The sequence below is a fragment of the Seohaeicola saemankumensis genome (assembly GCF_042678485.1).
In the GTDB taxonomy this organism is placed as follows: Bacteria; Pseudomonadota; Alphaproteobacteria; order Rhodobacterales; family Rhodobacteraceae; genus Seohaeicola; species Seohaeicola saemankumensis.
In genome coordinates this window covers 26,251-46,503 of the sequence record NZ_JBHTKR010000009.1, presented here as the reverse complement: position 1 = coordinate 46,503, position 20,253 = coordinate 26,251, and the positions used below count along the sequence as shown (strand labels likewise).

The following is a 20,253-nucleotide window of genomic DNA, read 5'->3' as shown; positions in this document are numbered from 1 at the left end:
TCGGAATGGATTGGCTTTTGTTCCTTGTTTTTCTGGGTGCCTGCCTTGGTGCAGGTATGACCGGCGCGCTGTTTCAGCCCGGTGATTGGTATCGTGCCCTCAATAAACCCAGCTGGACACCGCCCGATTGGGTTTTTCCTGTCACGTGGTTCGTGCTTTACGGGTGCATGGCGGCGGCAGGGGCGCGCGCGGCTGTCATGCCCGACAGCCAATACGCGATGGCTTTCTGGGCTTTGCAGATCGCGCTGAATGGGCTCTGGACGCCTGTGTTCTTCGGCCTCAAGAAAATCCGCCTGGGGTTTGCCGTGATCATGGCCCTCTGCCTTGCGGTCTTCGGGGCGATGATCGCGCTGTGGCAAGTAGACTGGATCGCGGGGCTTCTGTTCGCGCCCTACCTGCTTTGGGTCACGATCGCCGCCTGTCTGAACGCCGCAGTCTGGCGTCTGAACCCGCAGGTCGCGCGCAGCGCCTGATCAATCCGGGAAGGCCCAGTTCGGTCGTCGGGGCACACGTACGGCAAGCATCGGCTTGAGCAGCGGACTGCGGAACCGCCTGAGATCAAGCGCCTCGTGCACGCCCACGGTTTCCGCACCATCCAGTTGCGTCATCACGGCTGATCGGCTGTAAAAAGGCGCATCCAGCATGTTCTTGACCTGACGTGGCTGGTAGCCGGGATCGGCGCGTGTTTCCCGCGCCACGGCCCAGAGGCTGCGCCGCATTTTTGTCTTGGGGGGCAGGGGGATCGTTCTTGCCGATCCGTCCGCGTCAAACTGTATTCCGGCCGCAAGCTCGCTGCCATCAAGGCGCGTCGCGTCGTAGAAACACGTGCTTCCGGATCCTGTCGGGTAGCGTCCCCAGGTCCAATAGGTAAAATCATCCTCCAACGCCCGGGTGCCGAAATTCGCATCGAAATAGCCATGGCCCTGCCATTGCCAGCCTGGGCTGTTCAGTTCGACCTCGATGGTCGAGGTGGGTGCAAAGGGTCGCCACACATGCGCGCCATCCGGGGTCAACGGCAATTCGACCCCGGTGATGGCCGATGGCGTTACCCGGATCTGCCCGCGTACCCGGCTGATGATGGGCGGGCCCGAGACTTCATCAATGTCGATGACCAGCGCCTTGCCATCCCAGCGCATCATGGAAGGCCCGACCTCGAGCCGCGACGCGGTCTGGCGCAGGGCGGATCGCCCCCTGTCGGTCATGGTAAAGCGTCCGCCCGGGCCATAGGTCGCGACGTTGATGCAGCAGTGATTTGCAGGATCCCGCCGTCCGGACCAGCGATACCAAGGCGAAAACACCGATCCGATAAAGCCGATCACCGAAACGGCGCGCTGGCCATCCTCGCTTATGCCGTCGACATACCACCAGGCATAGCCATTGGGCGGGACCTCGATGTTGAAGAAAGGTCTTTCAAGATCGCCTCGGCTGCGTGCCGTGCGGAGAGGGTTGCCATCGGCACCCCCGCCCCCGGATGGGTCCCGCCCCCCGCCAGATAAAGCCCGCGGATCTGCGTCCGCGCCGTCGGGCGCTGGAAGGCCGCCATCATGCCGTGCGGGCTCTGCCCGTAGAGGGATCCGGTCGACGCGGGAAAAAGACGGTCGAAGCCCTGCGGTGTCGTCAGTGTCTCGGGACCCGGTTGGGTATCGAAGGTAAGACCGAAACGGGCGAGAGTCTGGAAAGTCTGCGTCTGACATGCGGGAAAATCCTCGAGGGTCGATGTAGGGCCGTTGACGGGGGGGGCGTTCGCGATGATCTCGAACCGTTCAAGGTCGGGCAGGGGGGCGCCTTGTCCGCGATCTTCGGCGCAGATGTATAGCGTAGGGTCGGCGGGGTGCCGGCCCTGTTCCAGTGCTGCAAATTCCGCGCGTGAGCTGGCGCTGAAGAAGACATTGTGATGGACAAGATCGGGTCCGGACGGCCTGGCCGCGAATGACCACACCCTTGCCGACAGACTGCGTGCGCTGTTGCGCGTCACGGCAGCCACATCACCCGCATCCGGGCCAAGCGCCCCGGTTGCCAATGCGCGCGGATCGCCATTGAATACCACGGTATTTGCCGCGATCCGCTGACCGTTCGCCAGATGTACGGCCTGCACCTGGCCGCCGGCGGCGTCGATGCGCGTTACATGGGCGCCATGGGAAAACACGACACCCCTGGCTTGGGCCAGCGCGGCCAGCGACCTTGCCAGTTGATGCATGCCGCCCTTGACGCACCAGACACCGCCAGCCTCGGCTTGCCAGATCAGCGCAAGGATCGCGGGTGAACGATAGGGTGAGCCGCCGACATAGGTGGCATAGCGCCCGAAAAGCTGCGCCAGACGCGGATCGCTGAACTGTCGGGACAGCATCTCGGCCAGGCTCGATTGCGGCGCCATGGCCGGGATCAGGGCGGGATTGCGCATGACATGGGATGTCAGGGAAGACAGGCTTGGTTCGGCCGCCTGCATCATCGGGGCGTCGAATGCCTTGAACAGCTGCGCCGCGCGGCGGTTGAAGGCATGGAATTCCCGCTCGGATTTAGGACCGGAAAACGCGCGTATCGCGGCGGCGCTGGCCTCGGGGTTGGCATGCAGATCCAGGCTGCTGCCGTCAGGCCACCAATGCCGTGCCAGAATATCTTGTGGAATCAAGGTCACGTGGTCCTCAAGCCGTTCGCCGACAGCCGCCAGCAAATCATCGAACACATGCCGCATTGTCAGAACGGTCGGTCCGGCATCGACCGGACCGGCCTTGGATGGCAGGGTGCGCATCTTGCCGCCTGGCGCGTCGTGACGCTCCAGCACAAGGATTTCCTGCGAGGTTTCGCGCGCGAAACCCGACAACCGCAATGCGGTGGCAATGCCGGCGATGCCCGCGCCGATGACGATGATCCTGTTGGCGGGGCCGTGCGAGTCTTTTGGCATATTTGAAACCTCTCGCAGGATTGTTGACTCGTGCGCGCAAACTGTCCAGTATGATTTACACATTGATGTCGGATTAAACTGACATATAGGCGAAAGGGCCGGTGTGATGAGCTTGTATTCACGAATAGACGCCGCCGTTTGCCGGGCCATTTCGATCGGCAGGGGCGGGATCGCCCCCGCACAACTTTCCGCAGCTCTGGACTATGCTACCACGCCAGGCGGGGCGCGGATCCGGCCCACGATCCTGATGTCCGTTGCGATGGCCTGTGGCGATGACAAGCCCGCCTTGTCGGATGCGGCGGCCGCGGCGCTTGAGCTGATTCACTGCGCCAGTCTTGTCCACGACGACCTGCCCTGTTTCGACGATGCCGACATGCGTCGGGGAAAACCATCGGTGCACCGCGCCTTTTCGCAACCGCTTGCCGTGCTTACCGGTGACAGCCTGATTGTTCTGGCTTTCGAGGTTCTGGCGCGCGAGGCCCGGCATGATCCCATGCGCTGCGCCGAGCTGGTGCTGACGCTGGCGCGCCAGACCGGGATGCCCAATGGTATCTGTGCGGGGCAGGGGTGGGAAAGCGAGGCGCAGATCGATCTGTCAGCCTATCACCAGTCCAAGACGGGCGCGCTGTTCATCGCGGCAACCCAGATGGGCGCCGTTGCTGCGGGGCAGGAGGCTGAGCCATGGTTCGAGCTGGGTGCCCGGATCGGAGAGGCGTTCCAGGTCGCTGATGATTTGCGCGATACGCTTTATGACGCCGAAACGCTGGGCAAGCCCGTCGGTCAGGATGACCTGCATGGGCGGCCCAATGCGGTTGCCGCACTTGGTGTGGACGGAGCAATCCGGCGGCTCAAGGATATTCTGGGTGGTGCGATCGCGTCGATTCCGTCCTGTCCTGGTGAGGCGCAACTGGCCGAGATGGTGCGAAAACAGGCAGAGCGTCTGACCCCCGTTGCCCCGGCGCGCAGCGCGCGGTGATCCCATGAGCGATGCGGCGACAGGCCAGAACGGCTCGCAACCCGCGAGGCCGCGCATCACGGGTTGGTTTCACAGACTGATTGCCCGCCCGTCGTTTCAGACATGGGCCAGCCATTTTCCCCTGACACGCGGCATTGCGCGCCGCGAAGGCGCCGAGATGTTCGATCTGGTGTCGGGGTTCGTGCAGTCCCAGGTGCTGATGGCGATTGTCGAATTGCGAATCCTGCATGACCTGATGGGCGGATCCCGCAGCGCGGCCGGGCTGGCGCGTGACGCCGGCATGATGCCTGATCGCATGGAGATCCTGTTGCAGGCTGCCGCAGCACTTTCGTTGATCCGTCGTCGCAAGGATGGGCGGTTCGTGCTGGCCCGCAAGGGCGCCGCCCTGCTGGGTGTGCCTGGGCTGGAGGCGATGATTCTGCATCACCGCGCCTTTTATCGTGACCTGGAAGATCCGGTCGCGCTTCTGCGCGGAGAGGTGGATACAGAGCTTGCGAATTTCTGGCCCTATGTCTTTGGCGCGCGCGGCCTCGTCGATCCCAAGATCACGCAGACCTATTCCGATCTGATGGCCGACAGCCAGGCGCTTGTGGCGCAGGATACATTGCGCATGGTCGATTTCTCGGATGTGAATTGCCTGATGGATGTGGGCGGCGGCTCGGGCACCTTTGCCCTTGCAGTAGCGCAGGCCTATCCCAAGCCTGACTTGCGGGTCTTCGATCTGCCTGATGTCGTGCCCGGCGCCTTGGCCAGGTTTGAAGCGGCGGGGCAGGGCGGGCGTCTTGCGGTGCATGGCGGATCGTTCCGCAGCGATTCGCTGCCCCAGGGCGCGGATGCGATTTCGTTGATCCGTGTGCTTTACGACCACTCCGATGACACTGTTCGCGGCCTTCTGTCCAAAATATTTGACAGTTTACCGCCCGGTGGAAGGCTGATTGTCTCAGAACCGATGTCCGGAGGAGCCGCGCCTGAGCGGGCGGGCGATGTCTATTTCGCATTCTACACGATGGCGATGCGAACCGGAAAAACGCGATCTTCTGCGGAAATAGCGCGGCTTTGCACGCATGCTGGCTTTGTTGACTGCAAGACGCCACCACCGCTTCGCCCCTTTGTCACCTCTGTTGTCAGCTGCGTGAAGCCGCGATGATTGGTTTGCGCTGAAACTGTCCATTTATGTTGACAGTTTATTCTGTAACATTAAACTGACAGGTATAGGCATGATGCGATCCGAGTCTTTCCCGCCCGGATCCCGCAACGACAGGAGGGGATGATGCAGACACTCGCAGTCCTTCTGAACGGTCCCCGTGACCTGTCGGTGGAAAGCCTTCACCTGACTGATCCCACATCATCCGATCTGGTGATCGAGGTGGCGCATTCCGGGATTTCCACAGGAACGGAAAAGCTGTTCTGGTCCGGCCAGATGCCGCCGTTTCCCGGCATGGGTTACCCGCTGGTGCCAGGCTATGAAGCCGCGGGCGAAGTGGTAGAGGCCGGGGCCGATACAGGTTACCGCGTTGGCGATCATGTGTTCGTGCCCGGTGCCAGCTGCTACCGCGATGCCTTTGGCCTGTTCGGTGGCGCGGCGCGCCGTGTGGTGACATCGGCGGACAGGGTTACACGTATTGATGCCGGTCTTGGGGCTGAAGGCGCTTTGCTGGCACTTGCCGCAACCGCGCGCCATGCGATGGCGGGCCTGGACAAGGCTGTGCCTGACCTGATCGTTGGCCATGGTGTTCTGGGCCGCTTGCTGGCGCGGCTTACGATTGCTGCCGGCGCGCCTGCACCAACAGTGTGGGAGGTCAATGCAGGCCGCCGCACGGGTGCCGATGATTATCAGGTGATTGCGCCGCAGGATGATCCGCGCCGTGATTATCGCACGATCTACGATGCGTCGGGCAATGGTGCGCTGTTGAATGAACTGGTCACCCGTATCTGCAAAGGCGGCGAGATCGTTCTGGCGGGCTTTTATACAGAGCCGCTCAGCTTCGCGTTTCCACCGGCTTTCATGAAAGAGGCGCGGTTTCGTATCGCGGCCGAATGGACGCGCGATGATCTGATCGCCACCCGCGCGCTTGTCGAGAACGGTGCGCTGTCGCTGGCGGGGCTGATCACGCATCAGGCCGCCGCGCAGGATGCGCCCTCTGCCTATCGGACCGCGTTTGACGATCCAGCCTGCCTGAAAATGATTTTGAACTGGAAGGACGCAGCGTGAAAGACGATGTACCGAATCTGAAGGACTTCGACCGCCGCCTGCGTGATGAAGCGCAGCAGGAGCCGACGCTGGAGGTGCCGCAGGGTGAACCCACCAGCAAGACGCAGATCATCGCGATCTATGGAAAGGGCGGGATCGGCAAAAGCTTCACCCTGGCCAACCTGTCCTGCATGATGGCCGAACAGGGAAAGCGCGTGCTGCTGATCGGCTGCGATCCGAAATCCGACACGACCAGCCTGCTGTTCGGTGGCAAGGCCTGCCCGACGATCATCGAGACATCGACCCGCAAGAAACTGGCCGGTGAGGAAGTCGCCATCGGCGATGTCTGCTTCAAACGGAACGGTGTCTTCGCCATGGAACTGGGCGGCCCCGAAGTGGGACGCGGCTGCGGGGGCAGGGGGATCATCCACGGTTTCGAACTGCTGGAGAAGCTGGGCTTTCATGACTGGGACTTCGACTATGTCCTGCTGGATTTCCTGGGTGATGTGGTCTGCGGTGGCTTCGGCCTGCCGATTGCCCGCGACATGGCACAGAAGGTGATCCTTGTTGCTTCAAACGATCTGCAATCGCTTTATGTCGCCAACAACGTCTGCTCGGCCGTGGAATACTTCCGCAAGCTGGGTGGCAATGTCGGCGTCGCGGGCCTGGTCATCAACAAGGACGACCACTCGGGTGAGGCACAGGCCTTTGCCAAGGCGGTGAATATCCCGGTTCTGGCCGCGATCCCGCAGGATGACGATCTTCGCAAGAAATCTGCCAACTATCAGATTGTGGGCACAATGGAATCGCAGTGGGGCCCGCTTTTCGCGCAATTGGCTGAAGCTGTTGCCATAGCCCCGCCGGTGCGACCCAAGCCGCTGGACCAGGATGGTCTGCTGGGGCTGTTCGATGCCAAGGACACGGGCGGCGACTACCAGCTGGTGCCCGCCACCGACATGGACATGCGCGGGTCAAACGCGCAGCCGAAACCCTCTCTGGAAGTGGTTTACGACGATGTTTGACCTTGATCAGCTTTCGACCTGGGACGCGCTTCTCAAGCGTCTGGCCGTTCCCGCGCAACCTAAGAAACAATCCGAACAGAAGTCAGCATGACCGATGAAGTCACATATGACACCGCCGCTCAGGCTGATGTGATCCTCGGAAAGGCTGATCCGGTTGCCGACAGCACGATGGCTGCTGCGCCGCAAGATGGGGCAGGGTGCCATGCGGGTGCGGCCACGATGGAGGCAGCAGCACGTCAGGCCGGACAGTCCGAGATCCTGGATCGTTATGCTGCCGATTATCCGAAAGGTCCGCATGATCAGCCGCAAAGCATGTGCCCCGCTTTCGGGTCCTTGCGTGTGGGTCTTCGGATGCGCCGTGTGGCCACGATCCTGTCGGGCTCGGCCTGCTGCGTCTATGGTCTGACCTTCGTGTCGCATTTCTACGGCGCGCGTCGGTCGGTGGGCTATGTGCCCTTCAATTCTGAATCCCTCGTCACCGGCAAACTGTTCGAGGATATCCGCGACGCAGTGCATGAACTGGCCGACCCGGACCAGTTCGATGCGGTTGTCGTGACCAATCTTTGTGTTCCCACAGCCAGCGGCGTGCCGCTGCGTCTGCTGCCCGAGGAAATCAACGGTGTGCGGATCGTGGGTATTGATGTGCCGGGGTTTGGTATCCCCACCCATGCCGAGGCCAAGGATGTCCTTGCCGGCGCGATGCTGAATTACGCGCGCAAGGAGATCAAGGCCGGTCCTGTCGCCGCCCCTGCGGGTGGCAAGTCGGATCGCCCCACAGTGACCCTGCTGGGCGAGATGTTCCCGGCCGATCCGATGATGATCGGTGCGATGCTGGCCCCTATGGGTCTGGCCACCGGTCCGGTTGTACCCTGCCGCGAGTGGCGCGAGCTTTATGCCGCGCTTGATTGCGGTGCGGTGGCGGCAATCCATCCCTTCTACACGGCCGCCATCCGCGAGTTTCAGGCAGCGGGTCGTCCGGTTGTCGGCTCTGCCCCCGTGGGTCATGACGGCACCGCCCGTTGGCTGGCCGCGATTGGCGAGGCGTTCAACCTGCCCGCCGACAAGGTGGCCGCAGCGCAGAACATGTTCTTGCCAGCGATCAAGGCAGCTCTGGCCGCGGCGCCGATCAACGGCACCATCACCCTCAGCGGATATGAGGGCAGCGAATTGCTGGTTGCCCGCCTGCTGATCGAAAGCGGTGCGAATGTGCCTTATGTCGGCACGGCCTGCCCCAAAACGCCGTGGTCCTCCGAAGATGCGGAATGGCTGCGCGCCAAGGGCGTGACGGTGAAATTCCGTGCATCCCTGGAAGACGATTGCGCCGCGATGGAGGCGATCCGCCCGGATCTGGCGATCGGAACGACTCCGGTTGTGCAGAAGGCCAAGGAGCTGGCAATCCCCGGTCTTTACTTCACCAACCTGATTTCCGCGCGTCCCCTTATGGGTCCTGCCGGTGCAGGGTCTTTGGCCGAGGTGGTGAATGCCGCCATCGCGGGCAAGGACCGGATGGAGCATATGAAGGAATTCTTCGAGGGCGTCGGCACCGGCGATACCGCCGGGATCTGGGAGGGCAGCCCCAACCTGCGCCCCGATTTCCGTGCCCTGCATCAGAAGAAACTCGACAAGGCGGCACGGGCTGCCAAGGCCGAGGAGATGATCTGATGACCATTTTCCTGAATATCCACGGGCTGACGGCCCCCCAGCGTGGGGAGGTCTGGAAATGCTGATCCAGGACCACGACCGCGCGGGCGGATATTGGGGCGCGGTCTATGCCTTCTGCGCCACGAAGGGGTTGCAGGTGGTGATCGACGGCCCCGTCGGCTGCGAGAACCTGCCGGTGACTTCCGTGCTGCATTACACCGACGCATTGCCGCCGCACGAGTTGCCAATCGTGGTGACCGGGCTTGGCGAGGCCGAGATGGGATCGGGCACCGAGGATGCGATGAAACGCGCCTGGGGGACCCTTGATCCCGCACTTCCGGCCGTAGTCGTGACGGGCTCGATCGCCGAGATGATCGGCGGGGGCGTTACGCCGCAGGGAACGAATATCCAGCGGTTCCTGCCGCGCACAATCGACGAGGATCAATGGCAGAGCGCGGACCGCGCGATGACCTGGATCTTCACAGAGTTCGGCATGACAAAGGGTCGTATGCCGCCCGAGAAGAAGCGCGAAGATGGGGCCGCCCCCCGCGTCAATATCCTTGGGCCGATGTATGGTGTGTTCAACATGCCGTCCGACCTGGCAGAGATCCGGCGGCTGGTCGAAGGGATCGGCGCCGAGGTGAACATGGTCATGCCGCTTGGCAGTCATGTGGCCGAGATGCGCAACCTGGTGAATGCGGATGTGAACATCTGCATGTATCGGGAATTCGGTCGCGGCCTGTGCGAATGCCTGGGTAAGCCTTATCTGCAAGCGCCCATAGGCGTGGACAGCACCACGAAATTCCTGCGCAAACTTGGCGAGATGCTGGGGCTGGACCCCGAACCGTTCATCGCGCGAGAAAAGCATTCCACGATCAAGCCGGTCTGGGATCTGTGGCGCAGCGTGACGCAGGACTTCTTTGCCACGGCCAGCTTCGCGGTTGTGGCGAATGAAACCTATGCGCGCGGCATCCGCCATTTCCTTGAGGGCGACCTTGGGTTTCCCTGCGCCTTTGCCGTGGCCCGCGTGGCCGGAACCAAGACGAACAATGTCGAGGTCAAGGCGATGCTGCACCAGAAGCGCCCGCTGATCGTCTTGGGCAGCATCAACGAAAAGATGTATCTGGCAGAGATGAAGGGCGGACATGGACCAAGCCCCGCCTTCATTCCCGCCTCCTTTCCCGGCGCCGCGATCCGGCGTCACACCGGCACGCCGATGATGGGCTATGCCGGAGCCACCTATCTTTTGCAGGAAGTGTGCAACGGGCTGTTCGATGCGCTGTTTCATATCCTGCCGCTGGCCAGTGTCATGGACGCGGCCGAGGCGACCCCCACCACCCTGCGCCGCGACTTCCCCTGGGATGCCGATGCGCAAGCCGCTCTGGACCGTATCGTTTCGCGCCATCCGGTGCTGACGCGGATCTCGGCGGCCAAGACACTGCGGGACGAAGCAGAACGCGCCGCGCTGGCGCAAGGCGCCGAACGCGTCGTGCTGGAAACCGTCCAGGCACTCAACCCCGACCTTGCGCGCCCTGCGCGGGGTCCAGAGGCGAAAGGAGATCTGTCATGACAGATGCAACATCCAATACCCCGATGACCCGCAGCCACAAACCGCCCCGGACCGAGTTCATGGTCTATTTCGGCGTGATCTTCGTGGCGACCCTTCCGCTGGCCACCCTGACCTGGGCGCTGGCGTTGCTGAAGGGCGGGCGCATCCCGGAAAAGGGCCCCATAGCCCGTGCCTGGAGCCAGGCGCGGATCATCACGCCCATGATTTTCTCGGCCTGATCCATGAGGATCGGTCTGCATATCCTGCCTTCGGGCGGCACGGCAGACAGCCGAACACGAGATCTGGCCATTCGGAAGGATGGTCAGAGCCGGAGGGGCGCTTGCACCCCAAAGGACCCGGCCGCGGGGTGCGCGGCGTCACCTTTACATTCCGGAGGAAAGTAAATGGCTGATAAATCTGACCTGTCTTTCACAGGTCTTACGGACGAGCAGGCGCAGGAACTGCACTCGGTCTACATGAGCGGGCTTTGGCTGTTTTCAGCCGTGGCCGTGGTTGCTCACCTGGCCGTGTTCATTTGGCGCCCCTGGTTCTGAGGAAGGATTGAAAAATGGCTAAATTCTACAAGATCTGGCTCATCTTCGATCCGCGCCGTGTGTTTGTTGCACAGGGTGTCTTCCTCTTCCTGCTTGCAGCGATGATTCACCTCGTCCTGCTGAGCACGGAGCACTTCAACTGGTTCGAGCTGGCAGCCCAAAAAGCAGCGATGTGATCCGCTTCCCCATGACGGGGACGGGTGACAACCAGTCAAGTGACATCAAGACAGCTGCGGGCACGTCAGGCGTGGCCTGCCCGCGGCAAACCAAAATCCATCGACGGCTTGCGGTCTGAACAGACGAGCCGCCAAACGCGGAGACAGAAGATGGCGTTGCTCAGCTTCGAGAAAAAGTATCGCGTCCGTGGTGGGACGCTGATCGGCGGCGATCTGTTCGATTTCTGGGTAGGCCCGTTTTACGTGGGCTTCTTTGGAGTGACGACAGCGTTTTTCGCCCTGTTAGGCACCATTCTGATTTTCTGGGGGGCGTCCCAACAGGGCACCTTCAACCCCTGGCTTATCAATATCGCACCGCCCGACCTTTCCTATGGTCTGGGCATGGCTCCCCTCATGGAGGGGGGGCTCTGGCAGATCATCACATTCTGTGCAACCGGCGCCTTCATCAGCTGGGCCCTGCGCGAAGTTGAAATCTGCCGAAAACTGGGGATGGGCTATCATGTGCCCTTCGCCTTCAGCTTTGCCATTCTGGCCTATGTGACACTGGTGATCTTCCGCCCGCTTCTGATGGGCGCCTGGGGACATGGTTTTCCCTACGGGATCTTCAGCCATCTCGATTGGGTCAGCAACACCGGCTATGCCTATCTGCACTTCCATTACAACCCGGCGCATATGCTGGCCGTGACGCTGTTCTTTACCACCACACTGGCGCTGGCCCTGCATGGCGCCCTGGTGTTGAGTGCGGCGAACCCCGAAAAAGGGACAGAGGCACAGGGCCCCGATAATGAAGACACGTTCTTTCGTGACTTCATCGGCTATTCGATCGGCACCCTTGGCATCCACCGCGTAGGCTTCCTGTTGGCGATCAATGCGGTCTTCTTCTCGGCGGTCTGCATCATCATCTCTGGCCCCGTCTGGACCAAAGGCTGGCCCGAATGGTGGAACTGGTGGCTTGAACTGCCGATCTGGCCCTCTCAGGTAGGAATGTAATCATGGCTGAGTATCAGAACATATTCACGCAAGTGCAGGTCCAGGGTCCGATCGAATGGGGCATGGACAACGAAAACAACATGAAGGAAGAGCGGATCGGCAAGCCCTTTTTCAGCCAGTTGGTTGGCTGGATCGGGAATGCGCAGATCGGTCCGGTCTTTCTGGGCTGGACAGGGATGATCAGCCTTGCCACCGGTCTTTTGTGGTTCAACATCGTGGGCCTGAACATGCTGGCGCAAGTCGGCTGGTCGATCCCCGAATTTCTGCGGCAGCTGTTCTGGCTGGCGCTGGAGCCGCCGGGGCCGGAGCATGGTCTGTCGATGCCGCCGCTGAATGACGGAGGCTGGTACATCATCAGCTCGTTCTTCCTGCTGGTGTCGGTGATGACCTGGTGGCTGCGGTCCTACCTGCTGGCGCAGCAGCACAAGATGGGCAAGCATGTGGCCTGGGCCTTTGCCTCGGCGATCTGGCTGTTCCTTGTGCTTGGCCTGTTCCGTCCCGTCCTGATGGGAAGCTGGTCGGAAGCTGTGCCTTATGGCATCTTCCCGCACCTTGACTGGACCACGGCGTTTTCGATCCGCTACGGGAACCTTTATTACAACCCGTTCCACTGTCTTTCGATCGTGTTCCTTTATGGTTCTGTTCTGCTCTTCGCGATGCATGGCGCAACCATCCTGGCCGTGACCCGTTTCGGCGGTGACCGCGAACTGGAACAAATCTACGACCGCGGCACGGCTTCCGAGCGGGCAGCCCTGTTCTGGCGCTGGACCATGGGTTTCAACGCCACGATGGAAGGTATCCACCGCTGGGCCTGGTGGTTCGCCGTGCTGACCCCGATCACGGGTGGCATCGGGATCCTGCTGACCGGCACTGTTGTGGACAACTGGTTCATCTGGGCCCAGGAGCACAACTTCGCGCCCATGTATGACGGCTCTTACGGGTATGCCGACTACGGGTCTTACGAAGCCTTCATCGGACAGGAGAATTGAGATGCTTCCCAAGTGGTTTGATGACTGGAATCGCAAGAATCCGAAAGATATCTATGGTCCCGGCATACTTGTCGGGGCGATAGGAGGGGCGATCTTCGTCGCGGCCTTTCTGGTGTCCTGGGGACAACCCTTTGCCACCGAGAGCATGCAGACCGGCCCAAGGGGAACCGGCATGTCGGTGCCCGAGTTCAAGGCGGATCTGGCGACGCCCGATCCATCCATCGAGGCCATCCTTGCCAATGATCCGATCATCCCGGAAGCGGGAGAGGAACTGGCCGGAAACATCTACAAGAATGTCCAGGTTCTGGGCGGTCTGACGGATGCGAACTTCAACCGGCTGATGGCGGCGATGACGGAATGGGTCGCGCCAGATCAGGGCTGTGCCTATTGTCACGGCGATGGTGATCTGGAGACCTATGGCGAGGACAACCTTTACACAAAGATCGTCGCCCGCCGCATGATCCAGATGACCCAGAACATCAACGAGAACTGGGACGGCCACGTGAATGCCAACAAGCAGGTCGGTGTGACCTGCATGACCTGCCATCGTGGTCAGAACGTGCCCAGCAACATCTGGTTCAAGATTACCCCGGTCAACGAATCCGTGGCTGGCTGGTCTGCCAACCAGAACCGGGCCACCAGTATCAGCCAGTCCACATCGCTGCCTTCGGACGCGCTGGAGAAGTACCTTCTGGAATACGAGCGGATCGGGGTTCACGATCTGGAAAGCCGGGTGAAGAACCAGCCTGGCGATCCGTTGATCCAGCAGACCGAGCGGACCTATTCGCTGATGAACTACTTCTCGAACTCGCTGGGTGTGAATTGCGTGCTCTGTCACAACAGCCGCGCCTTCTATGACCCCGGCCAGGTGACACCGCAGTGGGGCACCGCCTCGCTTGGTATCGCGATGGTGCAGGAGTTGAACAACGACTACCTGGTTCCGCTTCAGGATCAGTATCCCGAGCACCGCCTGGGGCCGATCTATGGCGACGCCCCCAAAGCGGCCTGCAAGACCTGCCATCAAGGCTATCAGCAGCCGCTGCAAGGAACCAATGTGATCGGTGACTGGCCTGAACTGGCCACGACATCGGGCACGCCGGTCTACGAATAAGGGTAGGGCGGACTCCCCTCCGCCCACCCTTAGCCATGTTCGGATCGCGTCGTTCGCGCCACGCCATCCGAACACGGGGCTTCAACACCCCGGTTCCCTTCCTGTTGGCTACAGGACCTGGGCGCCACACCGGGGACACCTGGTGTGGCGCCTTTTGTTTCAAGAGCGGGAGGCTCTGATGACCCAGTCCCATATCCCTACCGAAACGCCCCTTCTGGACAGCGTGGCCGGTCCGTCCGACCTGAAGCGTTTTTCCGATGATGAATTGGCGCGCCTCTCGCAGGAGCTGCGATCCGAGGTGATACGCTCCGTGGCGCAGACGGGCGGGCATCTGGGATCATCCCTTGGCGTGATCGAACTGACCGTGGCGATCCACGCCGTATTCAACACCCCGATGGACAAGCTGATCTGGGATGTGGGCCATCAATGTTATCCGCACAAGATCCTGACCGGACGCCGGCACCGCATGACAAGCCTGCGCCAGAAGGACGGGCTGTCAGGTTTCACCAAACGCAGCGAGTCCGAGTTCGATCCCTTCGGTGCCGCGCACAGTTCCACTTCGATTTCAGCGGCGCTTGGTTTTGCCGTGGGGCGAGACATGGGCCAGCCGACGGGTGACGCGATTGCCGTGATCGGTGATGGCTCGATCAGTGCGGGCATGGCCTATGAGGCGCTGAACAACGCGGGCCATGAAAAGCGGCGGCTGTTCGTGATCCTGAACGATAATGAAATGAGCATTGCACCGCCGGTTGGGGCCATGTCGTCCTATCTGTCGCGGCTTTACGCGAACGAGCCTTTGGCCGCGCTGCGCCAGATGGCCGAAGGTTTCGAGGCGGCGCTGCCCCCCCCGATGCGCGAAGGCGCTAAACGCGCGCGACAACTGGTGACCGGCCAGCCTGCCAGCGGAACCTTGTTCGAGGAATTGGGATTCACCTATATCGGGCCGATCAACGGGCATGACATGGGCCAACTGCTGCCTGTGCTGCGCGCGGCGCGCGCCCGTGCCACCGGGCCGGTGCTGATCCATTGCTGCACTGTCAAAGGCAAGGGCTACGCCCCGGCTGAGTCGTCACGCGACAAGTATCATGGTGTGGCAAAGTTCGATGTGCCATCAGGGGCGCAGGTCAAGTCCAAGCCGAACGCGCCCAGTTATACCGCAGTTTTCGGTCAGGCGCTCTGCGATATTGCCGCGCGCGATCCCAAGGTTGTGGCGGTGACGGCGGCAATGCCGGACGGCACAGGGTTGGACATCATGGCAAAGCGGTTCCCCGCGCGGGTCTTTGATGTGGGGATCGCGGAACAGCATGGCGTGACCTTTGCTGCCGGGATGGCGGCCAGCGGGCTGAAGCCGTTCTGCGCGATCTATTCGACCTTTCTGCAGCGCGGCTACGATCAGGTGGTGCATGATGTCGCCTTGCAAGGCCTGCCGGTGCGCTTTGCCATAGACAGGGCGGGGCTGGTGGGTGCGGATGGGGCGACCCATGCGGGGGCCTTTGATATCGCATACCTTTCCAATTTGCCCGGCTTTACGGTGATGGCCGCCGCGGATGAGGCGGAACTTGTCCATATGGTTGCCACCGCCGCCGCGCATGATACAGGCCCGATCGCTTTCCGCTATCCGCGCGGGTCGGGGACCGGCGTGGTGCTGCCTGAAATTGGCACGGTGCTGGAAATCGGGAAAGGCCGCGTGATCCGCGAGGGCAGCGATATAGCCATCCTCAGCCTTGGGGCACATCTGTCGGAATGCGAGGCCGCTGCCGATCTTCTGGCCGCGGAAGGCGTATCAGTCACATTGGCGGATGCCCGTTTTGCAAAACCGCTGGATCTGGACTTGCTGATGCAACTGGCGCGCAATCACGGCGCGCTGATCACGGTCGAACAGGGTTCGCGGGGCGGCTTTGGTGCCATGGTGCTGCATGAACTTGCCGCAGCCGGTGTCTTTGACAGGGGTCTTGCAGTACGCACCTTGACGCTTCCGGATCGTTTCATCGACCAGGCCAGCCCAGATGAGATGTATCTTGATGCAGGATTGACCCGGCACGATATCGCCACAAGCGCGATGCAGGCGTTGGGGCGTGAACGCAAGGTGCTGGGGTTTCAGAACGCGCCCCGGCGCGCATGATTTAACATAATCATCATTATCGGCGTCATGTTTGATCTGTGATCAGTGCTTGATCGTTCGCAGGATCACGTTGGTCTGCGCGCTGGCAACGGCCGGGATGCGAAACAGAAACCGTTCCAGGAAACCGTTGTAGGCCTCGATATCGGCGCAAACGACATGCAGATGGTAATCCGCCTGTCCGGTCGTTGAATGGCACGCACGCACCTCGGGGCGATTCTGAATTGCCTTGATGAACGCCTCCAGCTGATCAGGATCGTGGCGTGTCAGATGGACATGCACGATGGCGCCAAATCCAAGCCCCTGTTTCGCATCATCCAGAGCAACCGTGTAATGGCGGATGACTCCGCTTTCCTCTAGCGCCTTGACCCTGCGCCAGCATGAGGATGGCGACAGGCCGACCTTGTCGGCCAGTTCCAGGTTCGACATCCGGCTGTCCCCTGCAAGGGCTTGAAGAATCCGCCGATCAACCGCGTCTATCTCTGCCATAATTTTTCACTTTTGATGTCAAACCCAGATCATCCTTTCACAAATCATGGTTTGCGACAACTATTCTGACCAGTAATTTCAGCGGTGCCATGCGATCCTGTCCACGCGAACAGGAGGACGTCATGACCGCTCGGGATAGCCGCTTTACCACTTACCAGCTTGAAGATCGTTATGATCGGCCACAGGGGCGTGTCTATCTGACCGGAACCCAGGCATTGGTCAGGATTATGCTTGATCAGGCGCGACGCGACCGGGAAGCCGGGCGCAACACCGCCGGTTTCGTCTCGGGCTATCGTGGATCTCCGCTTGGCGCGCTGGATATGGAGATGTGGCGCCAGCGTGCACGACTTGAAAAGGCACGGATCGATTTCCTGCCCGCTGTAAACGAAGACCTGGGTGCGACGGCTGTTCTGGGCGCGCAACAGGCAGTCCTTGATCCGGCCTGCGAGGTCGAGGGCGTCTTTTCCATGTGGTATGGCAAAGGTCCGGGTGTGGATCGTTCGGGCGACGCCTTGAAGCATGGGAATGCATATGGATCCTCTGCGATGGGGGGTGTGCTGGTCGTGGCCGGGGATGATCATGGCTGCGTGTCCTCGTCCATGCCGCACCAGTCTGACGTGGCCTTCATGTCGTGGTTCATGCCGACGCTGAACCCGGCCAGTATCGGGGAATATCTTGAGTTCGGGGCCTACGGCATTGCCCTGTCGCGTTTCAGTGGGACCTGGGTCGGCTTCAAGGCGATTTCCGAAACGGTCGAGGCTGGCCAGTCCATTGACCTGCCCAAGGATCGCGTTTTCGTCCAGCCAGCATTTACCGCACCGCCTGGCGGTTTGCATGTGCGCCGCTCGGATATGCCAAGCCCCGAGATCGAGACACGGATCGGGGCAAAGCTTGATGCTGTCGAGGCTTTTGTCGAAGCAAACCCGATCGACCGACGTATTTACGATATCGACAGCGCGCGCTTTGGCATCGTTACCACCGGCAAAGCGCATCTGGACCTGATGGAGGCCCTTCGCCTGCTGGGGCTGGATGAAGCAGCCTGCCGCCGACTTGGTATCGACATCTACAAGGTCGGAATGGTCTGGCCACTGGCACGTCGCGATGCGCTGGCCTTCGTAAAAGGCAAGGAAGAGGTGCTTGTTGTCGAGGAAAAGCGCGGCATCATCGAAAGCCAGTTCAAGGAATATTTCTACGATTGGCCCGGCGACAAGCCGCGCAGGATGGTGGGCAAGCATCGCGCGGCGGGTGACCCGCTGATCCCATGGACCGGGGAATTGACGCCGCTGATGCTTGTGCCGATCGTGGCTGAACGCCTGGCGCGGTTCTTCCCCGATGAGGGCCTGACCGAAAAGGCCCGTGCGTTGACGGCGGCCCCTGCGCCCGTTCTGTCGGTGCCGGGGGCTACGCGCACACCCTATTTTTGTTCGGGTTGCCCACATAATACATCGACCAAACTGCCCGAAGGCAGCATGGCGGCCAGCGGGATCGGTTGTCATGTCATGGCGGGCTGGATGGATCGCAATACCGTAGGATATGCCCAGATGGGGGGCGAAGGCGTGCCATGGGCCGCGGGATCTCGCTTTACCGGGCGTCGGCATATCTTTCAGAACCTTGGCGAGGGGACGTGGTATCACTCGGGGTCTCTTGCCATTCGGCAGGCTGTCGCGGCGCAGGCGAACATCACCTACAAGATCCTCTACAATGACGCAGTTGCGATGACCGGCGGGCAGCCAGTGGATGGTCCGGTCAGCCCCGCGGCCATCGCACAAAGCTGCCGTGCCGAGGGTGTGGCGCGGATCGCGCTTGTCTCGGATCATCCCGAGGCGTTCCGGCATGGGGATTTTCCGGTTGGTACCACCTTCCATGATCGCGCCGACCTTGATCCGGTGCAGCGCGAATTGCGCGAGGTGAAAGGCGTGTCTGTTCTGATCTACGTGCAGATCTGCGCGACCGAAAAACGCCGCCGGCGCAAACGCGGCAAGATGGAAGACCCTGCCCGTCACGTGATGATCAACCCGCTTGTCTGCGAGGGTTGCGGCGATTGTTCCCTTGAGTCCAACTGCCTGAGTGTCGAACCGCGAGAGACGGAACTGGGCCGCAAGCGCAAGATCAACCTGTCCAGCTGTAACAAGGATTTCTCGTGCCTGAACGGGTTCTGTCCCAGTTTCGTGACGATAGAAGGCGGTCAGCGGCGCAAGCCCAAGCCTGTCGGCCTGGACCTTCCCCTGTTGATGGCTGGGCTGCCTGCCCCTGCCCTGCGGGATCTTGTGACGCCCTTCAACCTGCTTGTTGCCGGTGTCGGGGGTACTGGTGTTGTCACGATCGGCGCTCTGATTGCCATGGCTGCCCATCTGGAGGGCAAAGGCGCCAGCGTGCTGGATTTCACCGGCTTCGCGCAGAAATTCGGAACGGTTCTGGGTTATGTGCGAATCGCCGCAAAGCCACAGGACATCCATCAGGTCAGGATCGAGGTGGGTTCGGCCGATGCTGTCATAGGCTGTGATGCAGTGGTCTGTTCGTCGCCCAAGGCATCAGCGCATTATCGCCGTGATACGGGTGTCGTTTTGAACCGGGCCGAAATGCCGACAGGCGATCTGGTGCTGCACCGTGATGCCGATCTGCGGATCGACACGCGCGAGGCGCTGATCCGGGCAACCGTAAGTGACGGGCAGGTATTCGCCTTTGATGCCAATCGCGCCGCGGAACGTCTGATGGGCGACGCCGTCTTTGCCAATATGATGATGCTGGGTGCGGCCTATCAACAGGGTCTTGTTCCGGTCAGTGAGGTTGCGCTGAAACAGGCGATTCTGTTGAACGGGGTGGCAGTTGAAAAGAATGGTTCGGCCTTCGACCTGGGGCGGATCATGGCGGCCCGCCCGGCAGCATTGACGGACCTGTTGAGCGACGCACCCAAGCTGTCCCAGGGGCTTGATGCGTTGATAGCGCATCGGGCGGATTTCCTGACAGCCTATCAGGATGCCGCCTATGCAAAACGTTTCACCGATCGCATCGCGCGCTTTCGTGCCGCGCTGCCAGAGGCCCCGGAGGCGGTCATGACGGAAGCCGCCAGATCCCTGTTCCGGCTGATGGCGTACAAGGATGAATACGAGGTTGCCCGTTTGCATAGCGAAGGCACGTTCGAGGCAGAGATCGCCTCCGCCTTCGAGGGGAATTACACGGTCCGCTATCATCTTGCACCGCCGCTGCTGCCTCTGGGTCGCGATGCGCGCGGGCGACCGAACAAACGCGCCTTCGGGCCCTGGATGCGGCCGGCGTTCAAGATACTGGCGCGGATGAAGGGGCTACGGGGAAAACGGCTGGATCCTTTTGCCCATAGTGCGGATCGCAAGCTGGATCGTCAGTTGCTTGAATGGTTCGAGAGGGTCATGATCCATGTCGAAAAGACTTTTGACGCAACAAATCCCGAAGCCGCGAAGAACCTTCTGAAAGCTCCGCAAGAAATTCGTGGCTACGGCCCCGTTCGTCACAAGGCGGCAGACAAAGTCATGGCCGAGATCGCGGTTCTGATCGACGCCGCCTGAGG

18 protein-coding genes are annotated in these 20,253 nt (G+C 61.3%); 15 read left to right on the top strand and 3 right to left on the bottom strand.

Annotated features, from left to right (window positions below):
• Positions 1 to 5 precede the first annotated feature (5 nt).
• Positions 6 to 473 (top strand): tryptophan-rich sensory protein TspO, encoded by a 468-nt coding sequence (tspO, locus tag ACFQ3C_RS18180; RefSeq protein WP_380794913.1) that lies wholly within the window; start codon positions 6 to 8, stop codon positions 471 to 473.
• Here tspO and crtC read toward each other — a convergent pair whose 3' ends face one another.
• Both crtC and crtD read right to left on the bottom strand, forming a co-directional pair.
• The gene (gene crtC, locus ACFQ3C_RS18175; RefSeq protein ID WP_380794974.1) at positions 474 to 1,349 is read right to left on the bottom strand and encodes a carotenoid 1,2-hydratase; all 876 of its coding nucleotides are present in this window, start codon (positions 1,347 to 1,349) and stop codon (positions 474 to 476) included. It abuts the gene before it with no gap.
• The gene (gene crtD, locus ACFQ3C_RS18170; protein WP_380794911.1) at positions 1,346 to 2,902 is read right to left on the bottom strand and encodes a 1-hydroxycarotenoid 3,4-desaturase CrtD; all 1,557 of its coding nucleotides are present in this window, start codon (positions 2,900 to 2,902) and stop codon (positions 1,346 to 1,348) included. The genes crtC and crtD overlap by 4 nt, the downstream gene beginning before the upstream one ends.
• A gap of 106 nt (positions 2,903 to 3,008) precedes the next feature.
• Here crtD and ACFQ3C_RS18165 point away from each other — a divergent pair, with 106 nt between their 5' ends.
• The 13 genes from ACFQ3C_RS18165 to dxs all read left to right on the top strand — a co-directional run bounded on the left by ACFQ3C_RS18165 (position 3,009) and on the right by dxs (position 16,223).
• Positions 3,009 to 3,878: a polyprenyl synthetase family protein gene (locus tag ACFQ3C_RS18165; RefSeq protein WP_380794908.1), complete on the top strand. Its 870-nt coding sequence runs from the start codon at positions 3,009 to 3,011 to the stop codon at positions 3,876 to 3,878.
• Positions 3,879 to 3,882: 4 nt separating this feature from the next.
• A complete protein-coding gene (locus ACFQ3C_RS18160) occupies positions 3,883 to 5,025 on the top strand; it encodes a methyltransferase (protein WP_380794906.1) in 1,143 nt (380 codons plus the stop codon).
• Between the two features lie 123 nt (positions 5,026 to 5,148).
• A complete protein-coding gene (gene bchC, locus ACFQ3C_RS18155; protein ID WP_380794903.1) occupies positions 5,149 to 6,090 on the top strand; it encodes a chlorophyll synthesis pathway protein BchC in 942 nt (313 codons plus the stop codon).
• A complete protein-coding gene (locus tag ACFQ3C_RS18150) occupies positions 6,087 to 7,091 on the top strand; it encodes a chlorophyllide a reductase iron protein subunit X (RefSeq protein WP_380794900.1) in 1,005 nt (334 codons plus the stop codon). Before bchC ends, ACFQ3C_RS18150 begins: the two co-directional genes overlap by 4 nt.
• 87 nt (positions 7,092 to 7,178) lie before the next feature.
• Positions 7,179 to 8,753, top strand: a complete 1,575-nt coding sequence (bchY, locus tag ACFQ3C_RS18145) for a chlorophyllide a reductase subunit Y (protein WP_380794897.1) — start codon at positions 7,179 to 7,181, stop codon at positions 8,751 to 8,753.
• A gap of 58 nt (positions 8,754 to 8,811) precedes the next feature.
• Entirely contained in the window at positions 8,812 to 10,302 is a 1,491-nt protein-coding gene (bchZ, locus tag ACFQ3C_RS18140; RefSeq protein ID WP_380794894.1) for a chlorophyllide a reductase subunit Z, read from the top strand.
• A complete protein-coding gene (gene pufQ / locus ACFQ3C_RS18135) occupies positions 10,299 to 10,520 on the top strand; it encodes a cytochrome PufQ (RefSeq protein ID WP_380794892.1) in 222 nt (73 codons plus the stop codon). Before bchZ ends, pufQ begins: the two co-directional genes overlap by 4 nt.
• A gap of 165 nt (positions 10,521 to 10,685) precedes the next feature.
• The gene (gene pufB / locus ACFQ3C_RS18130) at positions 10,686 to 10,835 is read left to right on the top strand and encodes a light-harvesting antenna LH1, beta subunit (protein ID WP_068289574.1); all 150 of its coding nucleotides are present in this window, start codon (positions 10,686 to 10,688) and stop codon (positions 10,833 to 10,835) included.
• Between the two features lie 14 nt (positions 10,836 to 10,849).
• Positions 10,850 to 11,011, top strand: coding sequence for a light-harvesting antenna LH1, alpha subunit (gene pufA, locus ACFQ3C_RS18125; RefSeq protein ID WP_068289567.1), 162 nt, complete (start codon positions 10,850 to 10,852; stop codon positions 11,009 to 11,011).
• A gap of 150 nt (positions 11,012 to 11,161) precedes the next feature.
• Positions 11,162 to 12,001 (top strand): photosynthetic reaction center subunit L, encoded by an 840-nt coding sequence (gene pufL, locus ACFQ3C_RS18120; protein WP_380794887.1) that lies wholly within the window; start codon positions 11,162 to 11,164, stop codon positions 11,999 to 12,001.
• Positions 12,002 to 12,003: 2 nt separating this feature from the next.
• Positions 12,004 to 12,990 (top strand): photosynthetic reaction center subunit M, encoded by a 987-nt coding sequence (gene pufM, locus ACFQ3C_RS18115; RefSeq protein WP_380794885.1) that lies wholly within the window; start codon positions 12,004 to 12,006, stop codon positions 12,988 to 12,990.
• Position 12,991: 1 nt separating this feature from the next.
• Positions 12,992 to 14,101, top strand: a complete 1,110-nt coding sequence (gene pufC, locus ACFQ3C_RS18110) for a photosynthetic reaction center cytochrome PufC (RefSeq protein ID WP_380794882.1) — start codon at positions 12,992 to 12,994, stop codon at positions 14,099 to 14,101.
• A gap of 178 nt (positions 14,102 to 14,279) precedes the next feature.
• Positions 14,280 to 16,223: a 1-deoxy-D-xylulose-5-phosphate synthase gene (dxs, locus tag ACFQ3C_RS18105; protein WP_380794880.1), complete on the top strand. Its 1,944-nt coding sequence runs from the start codon at positions 14,280 to 14,282 to the stop codon at positions 16,221 to 16,223.
• A 42-nt stretch (positions 16,224 to 16,265) separates the two neighbouring features.
• Here dxs and ACFQ3C_RS18100 read toward each other — a convergent pair whose 3' ends face one another.
• Positions 16,266 to 16,709: an Lrp/AsnC family transcriptional regulator gene (locus ACFQ3C_RS18100; RefSeq protein WP_380794877.1), complete on the bottom strand. Its 444-nt coding sequence runs from the start codon at positions 16,707 to 16,709 to the stop codon at positions 16,266 to 16,268.
• Between the two features lie 122 nt (positions 16,710 to 16,831).
• Between ACFQ3C_RS18100 and ACFQ3C_RS18095 the strand changes: the two genes are divergently transcribed.
• Entirely contained in the window at positions 16,832 to 20,251 is a 3,420-nt protein-coding gene (locus ACFQ3C_RS18095) for an indolepyruvate ferredoxin oxidoreductase family protein (RefSeq protein WP_380794874.1), read from the top strand.
• The last annotated feature ends 2 nt before the right edge of the window (positions 20,252 to 20,253 follow it).